Genomic DNA, 15,302 nt, shown 5'->3' on the forward strand with positions numbered 1-15,302 from the left:
AATTATTATTCTACAGATTAAGCAATCTCAATATGTTTTGGCTTTTTGCTTTTTACCTCTTCTTTTTTAGATAATGTAAATCTTAAAATACCATTATCATATTTAGCTTTTATCTTTTCATCAACAATATTTTCTGGAAGCTGTAAAGATCTTTCAAAAGAACTATAACTAAACTCTTTTCTAGTATACTTATCTTCTTTTTTTACATTTTCTTCTGATTTTTTTGCAGAAATATTTAAACATCCGTCATCAATTGTTACGTCAAAATCTTTTTTATTAAATCCTGGAGCTGATAACTCTATTTCAAACTCATCGGGCTTTTCAATTATATTCAACGCATGCTCATTTACTTTTCTTAACCACATTCTATCATCAAACAAATTATTGGTTTTAAAATCCCAAAAATCTGGAGAGAGTATGTCTTCAAATGGTCTTCTTTTAAATTTTACTAGTGACATAATTCTAAATTTTTAATTAAACATTTTTTTACTATGCAATACTAGTGCAATACCATAATAATCTAAATGACCCTCATCAATTCAAAAAATGAGAGTTCTCATTTTAATTGAAAATCTTGTTTCATTCTAAAGAACTAAAACTAATAGTTGTCAACTACTAAGTATAAAAATTGTCAATTATTTAAGAAAAATTGAATTAATAAAATTAAAAAAGGGGATTTTACCCCTAAAAGATTTAGTGATTACCCCCTCGATCAATCAATTAAATGGAGGTAATTTTACAATATGAAAAAGAAAGAATTAAATTGATTATTAGGGGAAATTGCACAAAAAAAACCACTCAAATAGAGTGGTTTTTTTTATTCCTAAGATTTTTTATACTATCACAATACTAATATCTATAATATTCTGGCTTAAATGGTCCTTCAACCTTAACACCTATATATTCTGCTTGGTCTTCGCGCAACGTTTCTAACTCAACTCCTATTTTATTTAAGTGTAAACGTGCTACTTTTTCATCTAAATGTTTTGGTAACATATATACTTTATTTTCATATGCATCACGATTATTCCAAAGCTCTAATTGCGCTAACGTTTGGTTTGTAAATGAGTTACTCATAACAAAACTTGGATGACCAGTTGCACAACCTAGATTTACTAAACGACCTTCAGCTAGTACAATAATTTCATTTTCCCCAATTGTATATTTATCTACTTGAGGTTTTATCTCCACTTTTGAAGAACCGTATTTACCGTTTAACCAAGCCATATCAATTTCGTTATCAAAATGACCAATGTTACAAACGATAGTTTTGTCTTTCATTGCTTCAAAATGCTTAGGCTGAACAATGTCTTTATTTCCTGTAGTTGTAATAACAATATCAGCTTTTCCAACAACTGTATCTAACCGTTTTACTTCAAAACCATCCATTGCAGCTTGTAAAGCACAAATTGGGTCAATTTCAGTTACAGTTACAATAGAACCAGCACCTCTAAAAGAAGCTGCTGTACCTTTACCTACATCTCCATAACCACAAACAACAACACGTTTACCTGCCAACATTAAATCGGTAGCTCTACGAATTGCATCTACAGCACTTTCTCTACATCCGTATTTATTATCAAACTTAGATTTTGTTACAGAATCGTTTACATTAATTGCAGGCATAGGTAATGTTCCAGCTTTCATACGATCGTATAAACGGTGAACTCCAGTAGTAGTTTCTTCACTTAAACCATTAATTCCGGCAGCTAATTCTGGATATTTATCCAAAACCATATTAGTTAAATCTCCACCATCATCTAAAATTAAGTTTAATGGTTTTTTATCCTCACCAAAAAATAATGTTTGTTCTATACACCAATCAAATTCTTCTTCATTCATACCTTTCCAGGCATATACTGAAACTCCTGCAGCAGCAATTGCGGCAGCAGCTTGATCTTGTGTAGAGAAAATATTACAAGAACTCCAAGTTACCTCAGCTCCTAAATCTACTAATGTTTCAATTAACACTGCTGTTTGAATAGTCATATGTAAACAACCAGCAATTCTTGCTCCGGCTAAAGGTTTTTGCCCTTTATACTCTTCTCTTAAACTCATTAAGCCCGGCATTTCTGCTTCAGCTAACTCAATTTCTTTTCGCCCCCAATCTGCAAGATTGATATCTTTTACCTTATATTTTACGTAAGTTGGTGTTTCTGTACTCATATTTATTAAATTTGTTGTTTATTTAAAACTGTTATAAATTAGTTTTAAAGTTTTGCAAAAGTACAAAATACCTTTGATATTATAAATGCCTTTATATAAAACAATTAATCCCAACAAACACACAGCCGTTTATGTGTGGAAAATTGAAGCTTCGTTTGACAAACTTTCGGAAGGAATTGACTTGACTGAAAGAAGTAAAAACCGGTTGGCCTCAATGAAAAGCGAAATACACAGAAGAGGTTTTATAAGTATTCGCCATTTATTATTAGAAGCGGGTTATACCGATTTTGATTTATTTTATAATGGGAATGGAAAACCGCATTTAAAAGATGGCAAAAACATTTCCATAACACACTCTTTTGAATACTCTGCAATAATTATTAGTAATGTTGAAGTGGGAATTGATATTGAAAAGAACCGTGATAAAATTAAAATTATACAAAACAAATTTGTAAATTTTGAACGTTGGTTTATTAGTAAAGAAGATGATTATATAGAACAACTAACTGTAATTTGGGGAGGAAAAGAAAGTTTGTATAAAATTTATCCCCACGGTGGTTTAACTTTTAAAAACGATATAGATATTGAATCTTTTAAAATGGCTGAAGGAAAAACCAGAGGACATATTAGGACTTACGATTGGGATAAATTTTACGACATTCATTTTGAGCTACTAAATGGTTTTACACTTGTTTATGCAATAGGAAATGAATAAATCAGTTTTAAAACACATTCAATCTTCAGTAAAAAAAGGCGAAAAATTATTGGCTATTTTACTTGACCCGGATAAAACCTCTATCGAAGATATTCCAAATACAGTTAAACGAATTGAAAAATTAAAGGCTAATTTTATTTTTGTTGGTGGAAGTTCCGTAAAGAATGGTTTAACGCATATTTTTGTTGAAACTCTAAAAAAAAGCAGTAAAATACCTGTAGTTTTATTTCCTGGGGACTTTTCTCAAGTTACTAATAAAGCAGATGCTTTACTTTTTCTCTCCTTACTCTCAGGTCGTAATCCAGAATTCTTAATTGAACAACAAATTAAAGCAGTTCCATATTTAAAAAACTCTAGCTTGGAAATTATACCTACCGGATATATTTTAATTGATGGTGGCACACAATCTTCGGTTTTAAAAGTTAGTAAAACAACTGCTATTTCTCAAAAAAACATAGAATTAGCTATAGCAACTGCTGTTGCGGGAATGTATAAAGGAAAACAATTAATTTATTTGGAGGCTGGAAGTGGAGCGAATTATCCAGTAAGTGAACAAATTATTAAAGCAGTAAAAAAAGAATTGAAAATCCCGTTAATTGTTGGTGGCGGAATTCGTTCTAAAGAACAACTAAAAAAAACATATTGTAGTGGTGCCGATTTAGTGGTAATTGGCACTGCTTTTGAACAAAATAAATTTTAAATGAGCGATATTTTCAACTTCTTTTTTGGACAATATTTTGAATATGAAACTATTGATATAGTATTAGAAATTATAGCGGTAGTTTTTGGATTTTTATCGGTTTGGTATTCAAAACAAAATAAAATTTTAGTTTTCCCAACAGGAATGATAAGCACCTCCATTTTTGTTTATTTACTTCTAAAATGGGGATTACTTGGCGATATGATGATAAATGGCTATTACTTTATTATGAGCGTTTATGGCTGGTACATTTGGACTAAAAAGATTGATGATATACACCACACCCCTATTTCTAGAACTACTTCGAAGGAAAAATTAATGAGCATTGGAATTTTTATTGCCACTATAATTTTTGTGTTTATTGTGTATAAATATTTTGATAAATGGACAAGCTGGGTAGCATATGTAGATACTATTACAACTGCAATTTTCTTTGTAGGAATGTGGTTAATGGCAAAAAGAAAAATTGAAAATTGGATTTATTGGATTGTTGGAGATATAATTTCTGTACCTTTATATTTCTATAAAGGATTTACATTTACAAGTCTGCAATATTTAGGATTTACATTAATAGCAATATTTGGATATTTAGCGTGGAAAAAGCACTTAAACAACAGCCAAGCAACTTAATAAAGGTTGTATTATTTGGTCCTGAAAGCACAGGTAAAACAACTATTTCAAGAAAATTAGCTCGTCATTATAATACCGTTTGGGTTCAAGAATATGCACGTGAGTATTTACAAAAAAAATGGAATAATAAGCGTAAATTATGTGATGGAAGTGATCAACTTCCTATTGCATATGGACAAATAAAATTGGAAAATGAATTAGTAAAAAAATCAGACAAAATCCAATTTTGTGATACTGATCTTTTAGAAACTGTTGTTTATTTTGAAAATTACTATGATAAAACAATTGATCCTATTTTAAAAAAAGCTGCCTTGGAAAATCATTATGATTTGTATCTTTTAACTTATATTGACACTCCTTGGGAAGCAGATGATATACGTGAAAACCCCGACCAAAGAAAAGAAATGTTTGAAACTTTTGAATTTGCCTTAAAAAAATATAATAAACCATATGTTTTATTAAAAGGAAGCCTAGAAACTCGATTAAAAATCGCTGTAAAAGAAATTGATAAATTACTAAAGAAAAAAGGATACCTATAAAATTGGAATCGGAAATTATCATACACGAATTACAATTTAAAGCTGTTAGAAGTAGCGGAGCTGGAGGGCAGCACGTTAACAAAGTTTCTTCGAAAGTAGAATTAAGTTTTAATATTAAAGCTTCTAATGGATTATCTTTGGAAGAAAAAGTTCTTATTCAAACAAAATTAGCCAACAAAATTTCTAAAGAAAAGGTCCTAACTTTATCTTGTTCGGAAAGTAGAAGTCAGCACAAAAATAAAGAGATAGTGATTAAACGTTTTTTTGAATTAATTAAAAAAAGTTTGAAAAAACCTAAAGTTCGTAAAGCAACCAAACCTACTAAATCTAGCATTCAAAAAAGATTAGATAAAAAGAAAAAACTAGCATTTAAAAAGGCTTTCCGAAGAAAGCCCGACTTATAGTTATAATGTTTCTAATTCCTTCAATAAATTTTCAGCACTTGTTGTTGCTCTTTTATATTTTTTAAAAACCCACCTTGAAATAACATATAAAAATACAAATCCAAAAGGAATATACCACAACCAAACTTTGGATTCTAAAAACAAATCTTTATTATTCATTAATTTTCCTGCAACAGGTAAACAAACCAAAACTAAGATAAAGCTTAAATAAAAACTTACTTTTTGAATTAAAACAAATTGCTTTTTACTTTTGGCAAACTTTTCTATAGATTGTTTGTAATTGTTATTTGACATATCTAATTTTTGCATTCCAAAAATTGACCTAAGCGATAAAATTGGTAAAATAATACAAAATAAGGCTGTAAATAAACCGCTCAGTTGCATATACCAAGTATCTAGTTTGCCAAAATTTATAAAAATATAAATTGCCCCAGCAAAACAAATTACTGTTCCAATAGTTTCTGGAATTGATATTAATTTTAATTTATTATTGTATTTTTCTTGTGTCATATCTATTATTAATTTATCTGTTAATATCTTTTGCTTTTTAATGTCTTTAGACATCTTATCCCATTGATTTTTTATTTCTTCTAAATCCATAATTTTGCTATTTTATAATTTGAGATTTTAACTTTTGTTTTATCCTATTTAATCGAGTTCCAACATTAGTTGGTGTAAATCCTGTTATTTCAGAAATTTCATTATAATTTTTTCCTTCCAAGAACAACAGAATAATTCCCTTCTCAATAGTATTAAGCAGTTTAATATGCCTATATAATAATTGAATTCTTTCATCCATTAAAGTATCTATATGGTCAATTTTATTTAACAAAACTTTTTCAAACTGTATTGTTTTGCCTTTCTTTTGTTCCTTTTTTAAATGAGTAATAGATGTATTAAGAGCTACTCTATATATCCAAGTACTTATTTTAGAATCTCCTTTAAAACTTCCAAAAGATTTCCATAATTGATAAACAATTTCTTGATATAAATCTTTCTGATGCTCCTTTGTATAAGCATATGTAAGGGTTATTTTAAAAATAATCCCTTCGTTTTCTTTTATAATTTTTATAAACTCTTGTTGATTTTGCATTTAAAAAATAATTATACTCTATTAGTACTGATAACCCTTATTTTATCACAAAATAATTTATTTTATTTTAATTTTGTTTGAATTCAAAATTATTAAGTAGCTTTGCAGCATCTCAAAAGGGGTGCCGAAAACGGCTGAGATCAAACCCATTGAACCTGAACAGGTAATGCTGTTAAGGGAAGTAAAGCGAAGAATTCGCTTGGGAAGTGTAATTTATTCAAAACATCGATTAATTACCTCTTTTTAAATCGTTTTATTTAAAAAAAATGAAACAATTTTTAAAACAGAACATTAAAAAAGTGAAGATTTTAGTAGCTTTTTTAATAATTGCAACTACTGCAAATGCACAAGAAACATTTACCATTTCGGGAAAAGTGGTAGATAAACAAGAAAGTATTCCAGGAGCAAGTATTATTGTAAAAGGAACAAAAAAAGGAACTTCGACCGACTTAAATGGTAATTTTACTTTAAAGCTTAGCAAAGGAAATTATATTTTGGTTGTTAGTGCCTTAAGCGAACCTAAAGAAGTACAAGTAAATCTTACTAAAAACACTTCGATAACCATAGATTTATCTGATAGTTTTTTAAAATTAGATGAAGTATTGGTTTCTGCCGTTCGTGTAAAACCTTCTTCACCAGTAACACATAGCAATGTTACTAAAGAAGATTTAGAAAAACGTAATTTAGGACAAGACATTCCTGTTTTGTTAAATTACCTACCTTCTGTAACAAGTTCATCCGATGCCGGAGCTGGTATTGGATATACTTATATTAGAGTAAGAGGTTCTGACGCTTCTAGAATTAATGTAACTTTAAACGGAATACCTTACAACGATACCGAAAGCCAAGGTACATTTTGGGTCAATTTGGGGGATTTCACCTCATCAACTCAAAGTATGCAATTACAACGTGGTGTAGGTACTTCAACAAATGGTTCTGGTGCTTTTGGGGCAAGTTTAAATTTATTAACTGATGCAATTTCTGATGAAGCTTACGGTGAAATTAGTAGTGCTATAGGCTCTTATAACACCTATAAAAATACTGTTAAATTTAGCACAGGTAAAATAAATGACCATATAGAAATTGCTGGACGTTTTTCTAAAATTGACTCAGATGGCTATGTTGACAGAGCATTTTCAGATTTAAAATCGTACTTTTTACAAGGATCGTACGTAGATGAAAATACCTTAATTAAGGCTATTACTTTTGGTAATAAAGAAAAAACTTACCAAGCTTGGTATGGCTTAACTGCTGAAGAATTAAAGGAAGACCGAAAACAAAACCCTTACACTTACGATAATGAAACTGATAACTACTGGCAAGACCATTATCAATTGCACTGGAATGAAACATTAAACGATAATTGGTCTACAAATCTGGGATTAAACTATACCAAAGGGAAAGGATATTTTGAGCAATATAAAGAAGGAAGCGCAGTTTCAAAATACAACAATATTGTTGAAGCTACCGGAACGGATTGGTACGGAAGTCCTGCAACTGATTTAATTGTAAGACGATGGTTAGATAATGATTTTTACGTTTTAAACTTTAATGCCAACTATAAAAATGAAGATTACGAAGTAATATCAGGAATTTCGGCGAGTAACTATAAAGGAGACCACTTTGGAGAAGTTATTTGGGCAAAACAATTGGCTGAAAATGCAAATATTAGAGATCAATATTATTTTAGTGACGCAACAAAAAATGAATTTAGTATTTATTCAAAAGCATCATTTAAAATAAATGAAAGCTTAAGCGCCTTGGTTGATATTCAAGGACGTTTTGTTAATTACAAAACCGATGGTTTAACTTCAGATAGAGACAATTTAAATATTGATAAATCATACAGTTTTTTCAATCCTAAAGTTGGTTTAACTTATAAAATAAATAACAATAACAGTATTTACACATCTCTTGCAAGAGCTAACAGAGAACCTAATAGAGACGATTTTAAAAATGGTCCAGATGTGCAAAATGAAACTTTAAACGATATTGAGTTAGGATGGAGATTAAAAAATGAAACTATTAGCTTAAATACTAATTTTTATTATATGTTATATAAAAATCAGTTAATTCAAACTGGAGGTTTAAATGATGTTGGTGAGTATTTAAGAGAAAACGTTGAAGATAGTTATCGTTTAGGACTTGAAATTGATGCAAATATTAAACTTTTAGAAAAGCTTTCCATAAGTCCAAACCTAACAATTAGCTCCAATAAAATTAAAAACTTTATTTTAGAAAGAGATGATACAAGTATAAACATTGGAACTACAAATATTGCATTCTCGCCAGATATAATTGCAGGAAATTCAATAAACTATCAACCTGCAAAAAATTTAAATATTAGCTTATTATCAAAATTTGTTGGAGAACAATATATGAGTAATACAGATACTGAAGCCTCAAAACTTGATAGCTATTTTACAAGTGACTTTAATTTAACTTATGAAATAAAGCCAAATTCAATATTTAAATCTATTGTGCTGTCGGCTCTTATTAATAATATATTTAATAAGGAATATGTAGATCGAGGATATACATATTTGGATTATTGGTCAACTCCGGGAAATTCTTTTGAAGTCCAAGGATACTATCCACAAGCAACAAGAAACTTTTTGGTTGGAGCAACTTTTAAGTTTTAAAAGGAAAATGTTATGAAAGAGAAAAGCCTGAGTGTTTTACATTCAGGCTTTTCTTTTTTTAAACTTCAATTCCTTTCATCATTTTATTCCAATATAAATAAGGAAGTCCATATTTCTTAAGCATCCATAAACGCCAATGTTCTTTAGAAGAATCGCTTAACAACATTGGAAATTGTTTCAATTTTGGATCTGGCATAAAATTCTTTTCATAATCAAATTCGGCCAATACCATTTTTCCATATCCGGTAATTAATGGACAAGATGTATATCCGTTGTATTCTCTTGAAGAAAGTGATTTCGATTCAATTAAATTTAAAATATTTGCTACAACAACAGGAGCCTGTTTTCTAATAGCTGCACCTGTTTTTGATGTTGGTAAATTAGAAACATCGCCTAAACTAAAAATATTGTTAAACTTTGTATGCTGCATTGTTTTAGAATCAACACTTACCCATCCGGTTTCGGCTGCCAAAGGAGAATTTCTAATGAAATCTGGAGCGCATTGAGGAGGAGCAAGATGCATCATATCAAAATGAATTCCATACCTATTTCCTTCTCTTGTAACTTTAACATCTTTATAATTATATTGAATATCCCTATCCAATGAGGCCTCATCTCCATCAGCAATTGTAACACAACCACCAGCTGTTAAATCTTTATCTATTTCATACCAAGCTATTTTTTTATCTGCATCAACTTTTACTAATTTATGAAAAAAGCGAACATTAATATCTTTTTTATCAACTACTGTCATTAAGGTATCAGCAATAATTTTAACTCCAAAAATAGATCCGCTAGGTAAAGCAAAAATAATATCAGTATTATCTCTAATACCTGTTTTTTTAAAATATTCTTCTGCTAAATACATTATTTTTTGTGGAGCACCTCCGCATTTTATAGGTGTTGTTGGCTGCGAAAATAATGCAGTACCACCTTTAAAATTTTTCAGTGTATCCCATGTATGTTTTGGATTGGTGTAATTGCTACATACAATACCTTTATCCATGGCTTCTTTTAATCCTTCAACCAATTCCGGAGCAATTTTAAGTCCTGGAACAACTACTAAATAATCATAGGTAAACTCATTTCCTGTTTTAGTAATTACCTTGTTTTTTTCTGGTTCAAAAGTTTCAGCAAATTCTTTAATCCATTTAACTCCTTTTGGAATTAATGAAGCCATAGGCTTAGCTGTTTTTTGAAAATTATATGTATTTGCACCAACCAAGGTCCAGGCTGGTTGATAATAATGTGTTTCTGATGGTTCAATAACACCAATTTTTAATAAAGGAGATTTCTTTTTTAACATTGAAGAAACCATTATACCTGCAGTTCCTCCTCCTATTACTAAAACTTGAAAATGTTTTGGCATTGGCTTTGAATTTAAAATTAGCAATTAATTTGATTGGGAAATTATTAAAAATAAAACTATTTTATGTGATTTTAGTCACGCAAAATAGTTCTATTTATTTGAACTCATATTATTACTTAACTTCACAAGTATTCATCCTAAAAATTGAATATAATGGACAACTACCAACAAGTGTTGTAATTAATAAAATTGCTGAAATTATATACAATAATGTCTGCACCCATGAAGTTTCAATTTCTGTTGAAAAAGCAAAATAACCAATAGCAACTCCCAAAATCATCCGTACAATTCGATCGGTACTTCCTAAATTTCTTCTCATTTTTTTAGTTTGTAATATTCTAATTGAAATTACGAAAAATCTTTTATTTTAAAACTAAAATCCATAAGTTATTTTTGCATCTCTTATTTGTTCAGCTTCTGTTGTTTCTGGAAAAAGAAAATACTTTGGAGCTATTATAGGTTTTATTTGTCCTATATAAATTATTGTAATTGAAGTAAAAGGAAATTTTCCTTTCGTCATTTTAATCAATATCTTTTCTCGTTCTAAATATTCAGAATCATTTTTATCAATTATGTTTGCCTTACCTTTTATCTGAAACCCCTTTTGGACAAGAATATCTATAAAACTAATGCATACATTATTTTGTTCTTCTATATTCTTTATGGTTTGAGGTGATGCAATATTTGCAATTATTATTTCATCCTTTCCAAAATAATTGAATATTTCTTTTGGAGAAACATTGGGAATATTGTTTGCTGACACAGTTGCAAGCCAACATAAAACGCTTTTATCAATACAATTTTTAATTTCTTTTGTTAATTCCATTTTCCTTAGATTAAATAAAACAATAAGAAATTATAATTGATTTTTATTGTTAATATTTACGAATGACCTTTTACAACAATTTTCATTACTTTCAAATTTAACTTAAAAAAATTAAAAATTTGAATTAGAAAACACGACCTCATAAATTTAACCATTCTTGTTGGTTCTGTACCATAAGACATATTACTATAAGGTATATTTTTATCTAAACTTTTATTCATAATAAAAAAAATTATTCTGGAATTAGCCACCAAAAAGGTTTTGCTTTTGCCTTGTAAATAAACATGTAGTGCATAAATAATTTCATCCAATGACCTGCAGTACCAACTACACCAACCGTATCATTTATATTTCTCCCCCACTTCGGATATTTTTCCCAATCTTGTACAATTGGATTAACTGTCATAACAGCAGCTTGTCCTTTTCTTATTCCGTAACCAGCAGAAACAATACAAGCAGCTCCCATTTTAGCCATAGAAGCTTCATGTGGATGATCTTTTTTTCCAGTTTTTATTTGATAAATAATATTCTGAGCTACTATTTTTCCAATTACACCTGAAGGCATTCCTGTTCGTGGAGGTGTTGGAAATATTTTTGTTCCATTTGGGCTTTGCATTGGTTTAGACATTGCATGTGGTGGTGCAAAAGCAATTCCTGCAGCATACATATTTTTATAATTTACACTTTGGTAAATTAAAGGCCAATCTTTTGCACTCCATTCTTCATAGGGCTTGGATGAATAATCAGCATCAACTTTCATCATTCCATTACCTGCAAATACTTCATTACTTATATTTCTTCCATCTTTTCCAAAAGCTTTCATTCCTGCACCAGCAAAACCGGGTATTAACATTGCAAAATCAAATTCTTTTGTTGCTAAATCACCATCTAATGTTTCGTAATAAACTAATCCTTTTTCCACCTTAGAAACGCCGGCTTGCTTAATCCAACGAATTCCATATTCTTTTAAAATGGATTCTGCAAAAATTTTGGTTGGTGTTATGTATCCATTTCGTTTAATATATGCACCTCCCATACCAAAATCACCTAATTCATATTCATTAGTAATCCACCATAAATCGGCTAAGTGATTTAGTTTTCTTTTATTTATTTCAAAAGCAATATTTAAAATATACTCAAATGCTGCTCCTTGGCAGGTTGCCATAGGATGTCCAGTTCCAACTAAAAAAGTTTGCTTTTCGCCGTTTTCCATTTTTTTGAAAGATTTTTGTAAATCTTCCCAGGCGTGGGCTGCGTGATTATAAGTACATACTGATTGTGTAAACTTTTTTGGACCTAAACCTTCAGTTGCTTCAAAATTTAATTTTGGACCAGTAGCATTTATTAAATAATCATAAGTTACTTTTTCTTCAACATCCTTTTTATCTTCAGTAACATATTTAATTTTTACAAAGCCTTTCTCATTTTCTGAATCTCCTTCGGGATGAATAGCAACAGCAAGGGCTTGTTTATAATTCACTCCCATTTTTTTATAAACTGGTTCTAACTTAAATTTTACTTGGTTTGGAGTCATTAATCCAACTCCAACCCATATATTAGAGGGCACCCATTGAAAATTACTATTTGGTGAAACCATAACAACTTCGTGTTCTTCCTTTAAGTATTTACTTAAATAGGATACTGCTGTATGTCCTGAAATTCCAGCTCCTAAAACAACAACTTTAGCCATAATTCACTAATTAAATGTTATACTCCAAACACCTCTAACATCCCCTTCACTATAACCTGTAGCAATATCAAAAGGGTAAATAGATTTTATAATTGAATCTGTTTTAACTGTCATTGTTTCATTAACTTTTCCATGACATGTTAAACATTTTGCTTGGACAATTATTGGTGCGTAAAAGTGTTTCTTATTTTCTAAATCGATTTCTACTATTGGTAGTAATTCCTCTCCATTCTCTTTTGATTGTTTATAAGCTTCTATTACCTCCAGTTCTCTTTCTTTAGGTTCTATTTTACAGCTTCTTAACTGATCTGAGGATCTTTTGACAATTGCATTGTGTTTTTTAGATAATTCATCTAGAATATTTAAGGCTTCATCCTTACAAAAAGGTATTGCTTTCGCTGGACCACCTGCTTTCATTTGAGTCATTAAATTTGTACTCAATTCATTAAATGATGCCTGGGCAATTTCATTTCCCTTTACCATGTATTCTTGTTTCTCCTTTTCAGAAAAACCTTTATTACATGAAATAAAACTTCCAAAAAATAAAATTAATAGTAACTGTTTCATTCTTTTACAATTGTTAATTTGTTTCTATACCAATTTGAAATACCACCTTGTAAATCATAGATTTGTGTAAAACCTAAATTAGCTATTTTTTTTGAAGCTGAAGAAGTTCTACTACCCGAACGGCAGTATATAAATATTGGTTTTGACACATCGTATTTTGCTATTTGTTCTAAAAAACTTTTATCGTATAAATTAATATTAATGGCACCTGCAATGTGTCCTTGTTCAAATTCACGCGGAGTTCTAATATCAATTAATGTATTATTTTGAATTTTATCTTTAAATTCTATTGGTGTAACAACGTTTATTATACCAGATTGAGTCACTGTTTTAGAAGGTTTAGGATTTTTACATCCAAAACTAATAACAGCTATAAAAAAGATGAATGTTTTTAATAAATTTATGTTCATGTTTTTGATTTTATACAAATGTAATTTTACAAAGATAAACTGTAGTAACCAATGTTACTAAACAAAAAAAGGGGAGCTAAATAACTCCCCTAACATTAAATAAAAAGAACATTTACAATAATGTAGTAGGACAAACGTAATCTGTTAATTTTACATCTGTATCCTTAATATCTTTAAATCCACCTCTTACATCTGTAACATTTTTAACTCCGTTTGCCTTAAATATAGACGCGGCAATTAGCGAACGATATCCGCTTGCACAATGTAAAAAGTATTCTTTATTTGGATTAATTTCTGCGAAATTTGTATGAATAAAATCTAATGGAAAATTTTCTACACCAACTACATGTTCCGATAGATATTCAGATTCTTTTCTTACATCAACAGGTGCATCCATTGTGCCTTTTTTTAATCTATTTGCAAATTCAATTGCAGAAATAGATCCAATTTTATCAACTTTGTGACCTGCAGCCAACCAAGAGTGAATTCCTCCTCTTAAATAACCCTGAACATTATCGTAACCTACACGTGAAAATCTTGTAACAACTTCATGTTCTCTACCTTCTTCGGCAATAAAAATTATTTTTTGGTTTATTTCTTTAATTAAAGCTCCAACCCAAGGTGCAAAACCACCTTCTACCCCAATATACCAAGCTCCAGGAACTGTTCCTTCTTCAGCGTATAGTTCTTTCGATCGAGTATCAACAACTAAAATATCATCCTGTTCACTTAATTCTTTAAAAGAATCTGCATCAATTGGAGTTGTTCCTTTTTTCAAAATTTCATCAATACTTGTATTAATGCCTTTATTCATTCTAACATTATTTCCAAAATACTGTGGTGCAGGTTTTAAACCTGTAGTTACTTCTTTAATAAATTCTTCTTTTGTCATATCAGCTCTAAGAGCATAGTTGGTTTTCTTTTGATTACCTAAAGTATCAAAAGTTTCTGAGCTCATATTTTTTCCACAAGCGGAACCAGCTCCATGATTAGGATATACAATAATATCATCTGGTAAAACCATTATTTTATTTCTCAAAGAATCGAATAAATGACCTGCTAAATCATCTTGTGTCATATCTGATTTTACTGCCAAATCTGGACGACCAACATCACCTATAAACAAACAATCGCCTGTAAAAACATAAGGTGTTTTTCCTTTCTCGTCAATTAATAAATATGAGGAAGATTCCATTGTATGCCCTGGAGTATGCAACAGTTGTAATGTAAGCTTTCCTATTTTAAATTTTTCGCCATCCGTACCTTGGTGAATTTCATAGTTTGGGCGCGCATTAGGCCCAAAAACAATAGTTGCACCAGTTTTTTTTGCTAGATCAACTTGACCAGAAACAAAATCGGCATGAAAGTGAGTTAAAAATACATACTTTATTTTTGCTCCATCCGCTTTTGCCATTTCAATATATGGTTCCGTTTCTCTTAAAGGATCAATAATTGCAGCTTCACCGTCAGAATGAATATAATAAGCCATTTCTGCTAAGCAGCCCGTAAACAATTGTTCTACTTTCATAATTATTTGATTTTAATTCGATT

General features: G+C 29.9%; 17 protein-coding genes and 1 riboswitch. Of the genes, 6 read left to right on the plus strand and 11 right to left on the minus strand.

Annotated features, from left to right (window positions below):
• Positions 1–17: 17 nt before the first annotated feature.
• Together Q0776_RS00070 and ahcY are read right to left on the minus strand one after the other, a co-directional pair.
• On the minus strand, positions 18–458 hold the full coding sequence (locus Q0776_RS00070; RefSeq protein ID WP_298363317.1) for an Hsp20/alpha crystallin family protein: 441 nt from the start codon (positions 456–458) through the stop codon (positions 18–20).
• A gap of 391 nt (positions 459–849) precedes the next feature.
• The gene (gene ahcY / locus Q0776_RS00075) at positions 850–2,166 is read right to left on the minus strand and encodes an adenosylhomocysteinase (protein WP_298363319.1); all 1,317 of its coding nucleotides are present in this window, start codon (positions 2,164–2,166) and stop codon (positions 850–852) included.
• 85 nt (positions 2,167–2,251) lie between these two features.
• Here ahcY and Q0776_RS00080 point away from each other — a divergent pair, with 85 nt between their 5' ends.
• Genes Q0776_RS00080 through arfB form a run of 5 tightly spaced genes read left to right on the plus strand, consistent with a single transcriptional unit; the run spans position 2,252 to position 5,154 of the window.
• On the plus strand, positions 2,252–2,881 hold the full coding sequence (locus Q0776_RS00080; RefSeq protein ID WP_298363327.1) for a 4'-phosphopantetheinyl transferase family protein: 630 nt from the start codon (positions 2,252–2,254) through the stop codon (positions 2,879–2,881).
• Complete coding sequence (locus Q0776_RS00085; RefSeq protein ID WP_298363331.1) at positions 2,874–3,581, plus strand: geranylgeranylglyceryl/heptaprenylglyceryl phosphate synthase; 708 nt, start codon at positions 2,874–2,876, stop codon at positions 3,579–3,581. Before Q0776_RS00080 ends, Q0776_RS00085 begins: the two co-directional genes overlap by 8 nt.
• A complete protein-coding gene (gene pnuC, locus Q0776_RS00090; protein ID WP_298363333.1) occupies positions 3,582–4,211 on the plus strand; it encodes a nicotinamide riboside transporter PnuC in 630 nt (209 codons plus the stop codon).
• Entirely contained in the window at positions 4,175–4,750 is a 576-nt protein-coding gene (locus tag Q0776_RS00095) for an ATP-binding protein (protein ID WP_298363334.1), read from the plus strand. Before pnuC ends, Q0776_RS00095 begins: the two co-directional genes overlap by 37 nt.
• Positions 4,751–4,752: 2 nt before the next feature.
• Entirely contained in the window at positions 4,753–5,154 is a 402-nt protein-coding gene (gene arfB, locus Q0776_RS00100) for an alternative ribosome rescue aminoacyl-tRNA hydrolase ArfB (protein ID WP_298363335.1), read from the plus strand.
• Here the strand turns inward: arfB and Q0776_RS00105 are convergent, their stop codons facing one another.
• Both Q0776_RS00105 and Q0776_RS00110 read right to left on the minus strand, forming a co-directional pair.
• Entirely contained in the window at positions 5,155–5,754 is a 600-nt protein-coding gene (locus Q0776_RS00105) for a hypothetical protein (protein WP_298363336.1), read from the minus strand. It lies immediately after the preceding gene.
• Positions 5,755–5,761: 7 nt separating this feature from the next.
• A complete protein-coding gene (locus Q0776_RS00110; protein WP_298363338.1) occupies positions 5,762–6,247 on the minus strand; it encodes a sigma-70 family RNA polymerase sigma factor in 486 nt (161 codons plus the stop codon).
• Positions 6,248–6,354: 107 nt separating this feature from the next.
• Positions 6,355–6,444: riboswitch (TPP riboswitch) on the plus strand.
• A gap of 69 nt (positions 6,445–6,513) precedes the next feature.
• Here Q0776_RS00110 and Q0776_RS00115 point away from each other — a divergent pair.
• Positions 6,514–8,889: a TonB-dependent receptor gene (locus Q0776_RS00115; RefSeq protein WP_298363339.1), complete on the plus strand. Its 2,376-nt coding sequence runs from the start codon at positions 6,514–6,516 to the stop codon at positions 8,887–8,889.
• A 58-nt stretch (positions 8,890–8,947) separates the two neighbouring features.
• On the opposite strand, the gene Q0776_RS00120 is transcribed toward Q0776_RS00115, so the two are convergent.
• From Q0776_RS00120 to Q0776_RS00150, 7 genes are all read right to left on the minus strand, one after another.
• Positions 8,948–10,258, minus strand: a complete 1,311-nt coding sequence (locus tag Q0776_RS00120; RefSeq protein ID WP_298363340.1) for an FAD/NAD(P)-binding oxidoreductase — start codon at positions 10,256–10,258, stop codon at positions 8,948–8,950.
• Between the two features lie 112 nt (positions 10,259–10,370).
• Positions 10,371–10,577: a DUF2892 domain-containing protein gene (locus tag Q0776_RS00125; protein WP_298363343.1), complete on the minus strand. Its 207-nt coding sequence runs from the start codon at positions 10,575–10,577 to the stop codon at positions 10,371–10,373.
• A 54-nt stretch (positions 10,578–10,631) separates the two neighbouring features.
• Positions 10,632–11,084 carry a pyridoxamine 5'-phosphate oxidase family protein gene (locus tag Q0776_RS00130; RefSeq protein WP_298363344.1) on the minus strand — a complete coding sequence of 151 codons (453 nt, stop codon included), beginning with the start codon at positions 11,082–11,084 and terminating at the stop codon, positions 10,632–10,634.
• 232 nt (positions 11,085–11,316) lie between these two features.
• Entirely contained in the window at positions 11,317–12,774 is a 1,458-nt protein-coding gene (locus Q0776_RS00135; protein ID WP_298363345.1) for an FAD-dependent oxidoreductase, read from the minus strand.
• A 6-nt stretch (positions 12,775–12,780) separates the two neighbouring features.
• Complete coding sequence (locus Q0776_RS00140; RefSeq protein ID WP_298363347.1) at positions 12,781–13,341, minus strand: DUF3365 domain-containing protein; 561 nt, start codon at positions 13,339–13,341, stop codon at positions 12,781–12,783.
• Positions 13,338–13,751 carry a rhodanese-like domain-containing protein gene (locus Q0776_RS00145; protein WP_298363348.1) on the minus strand — a complete coding sequence of 138 codons (414 nt, stop codon included), beginning with the start codon at positions 13,749–13,751 and terminating at the stop codon, positions 13,338–13,340. Before Q0776_RS00145 ends, Q0776_RS00140 begins: the two co-directional genes overlap by 4 nt.
• 112 nt (positions 13,752–13,863) lie before the next feature.
• Positions 13,864–15,279, minus strand: a complete 1,416-nt coding sequence (locus tag Q0776_RS00150) for an MBL fold metallo-hydrolase (protein WP_298363350.1) — start codon at positions 15,277–15,279, stop codon at positions 13,864–13,866.
• Positions 15,280–15,302: the final 23 nt, after the last annotated feature.

The organism is uncultured Lutibacter sp. (assembly GCF_947495725.1).
GTDB lineage: Bacteria > Bacteroidota > Bacteroidia > Flavobacteriales > Flavobacteriaceae > Lutibacter.

Excerpts from the sequence above, each read along its gene's own strand:
- Q0776_RS00070 (WP_298363317.1), bottom strand. The coding sequence starts at position 458 with ATGTCACTAGTAAAATTTAAAAGAAGACCATTTGAAGACATACTCTCT.
- ahcY (WP_298363319.1), bottom strand. The coding sequence starts at position 2,166 with ATGAGTACAGAAACACCAACTTACGTAAAATATAAGGTAAAAGATATC.
- Q0776_RS00080 (WP_298363327.1), top strand. The coding sequence starts at position 2,252 with ATGCCTTTATATAAAACAATTAATCCCAACAAACACACAGCCGTTTAT.
- Q0776_RS00085 (WP_298363331.1), top strand. The coding sequence starts at position 2,874 with ATGAATAAATCAGTTTTAAAACACATTCAATCTTCAGTAAAAAAAGGC.
- pnuC (WP_298363333.1), top strand. The coding sequence starts at position 3,582 with ATGAGCGATATTTTCAACTTCTTTTTTGGACAATATTTTGAATATGAA.
- Q0776_RS00105 (WP_298363336.1), bottom strand. The coding sequence starts at position 5,754 with ATGGATTTAGAAGAAATAAAAAATCAATGGGATAAGATGTCTAAAGAC.
- Q0776_RS00110 (WP_298363338.1), bottom strand. The coding sequence starts at position 6,247 with ATGCAAAATCAACAAGAGTTTATAAAAATTATAAAAGAAAACGAAGGG.
- Q0776_RS00115 (WP_298363339.1), top strand. The coding sequence starts at position 6,514 with ATGAAACAATTTTTAAAACAGAACATTAAAAAAGTGAAGATTTTAGTA.
- Q0776_RS00120 (WP_298363340.1), bottom strand. The coding sequence starts at position 10,258 with ATGCCAAAACATTTTCAAGTTTTAGTAATAGGAGGAGGAACTGCAGGT.
- Q0776_RS00125 (WP_298363343.1), bottom strand. The coding sequence starts at position 10,577 with ATGAGAAGAAATTTAGGAAGTACCGATCGAATTGTACGGATGATTTTG.
- Q0776_RS00130 (WP_298363344.1), bottom strand. The coding sequence starts at position 11,084 with ATGGAATTAACAAAAGAAATTAAAAATTGTATTGATAAAAGCGTTTTA.
- Q0776_RS00135 (WP_298363345.1), bottom strand. The coding sequence starts at position 12,774 with ATGGCTAAAGTTGTTGTTTTAGGAGCTGGAATTTCAGGACATACAGCA.
- Q0776_RS00140 (WP_298363347.1), bottom strand. The coding sequence starts at position 13,341 with ATGAAACAGTTACTATTAATTTTATTTTTTGGAAGTTTTATTTCATGT.
- Q0776_RS00145 (WP_298363348.1), bottom strand. The coding sequence starts at position 13,751 with ATGAACATAAATTTATTAAAAACATTCATCTTTTTTATAGCTGTTATT.
- Q0776_RS00150 (WP_298363350.1), bottom strand. The coding sequence starts at position 15,279 with ATGAAAGTAGAACAATTGTTTACGGGCTGCTTAGCAGAAATGGCTTAT.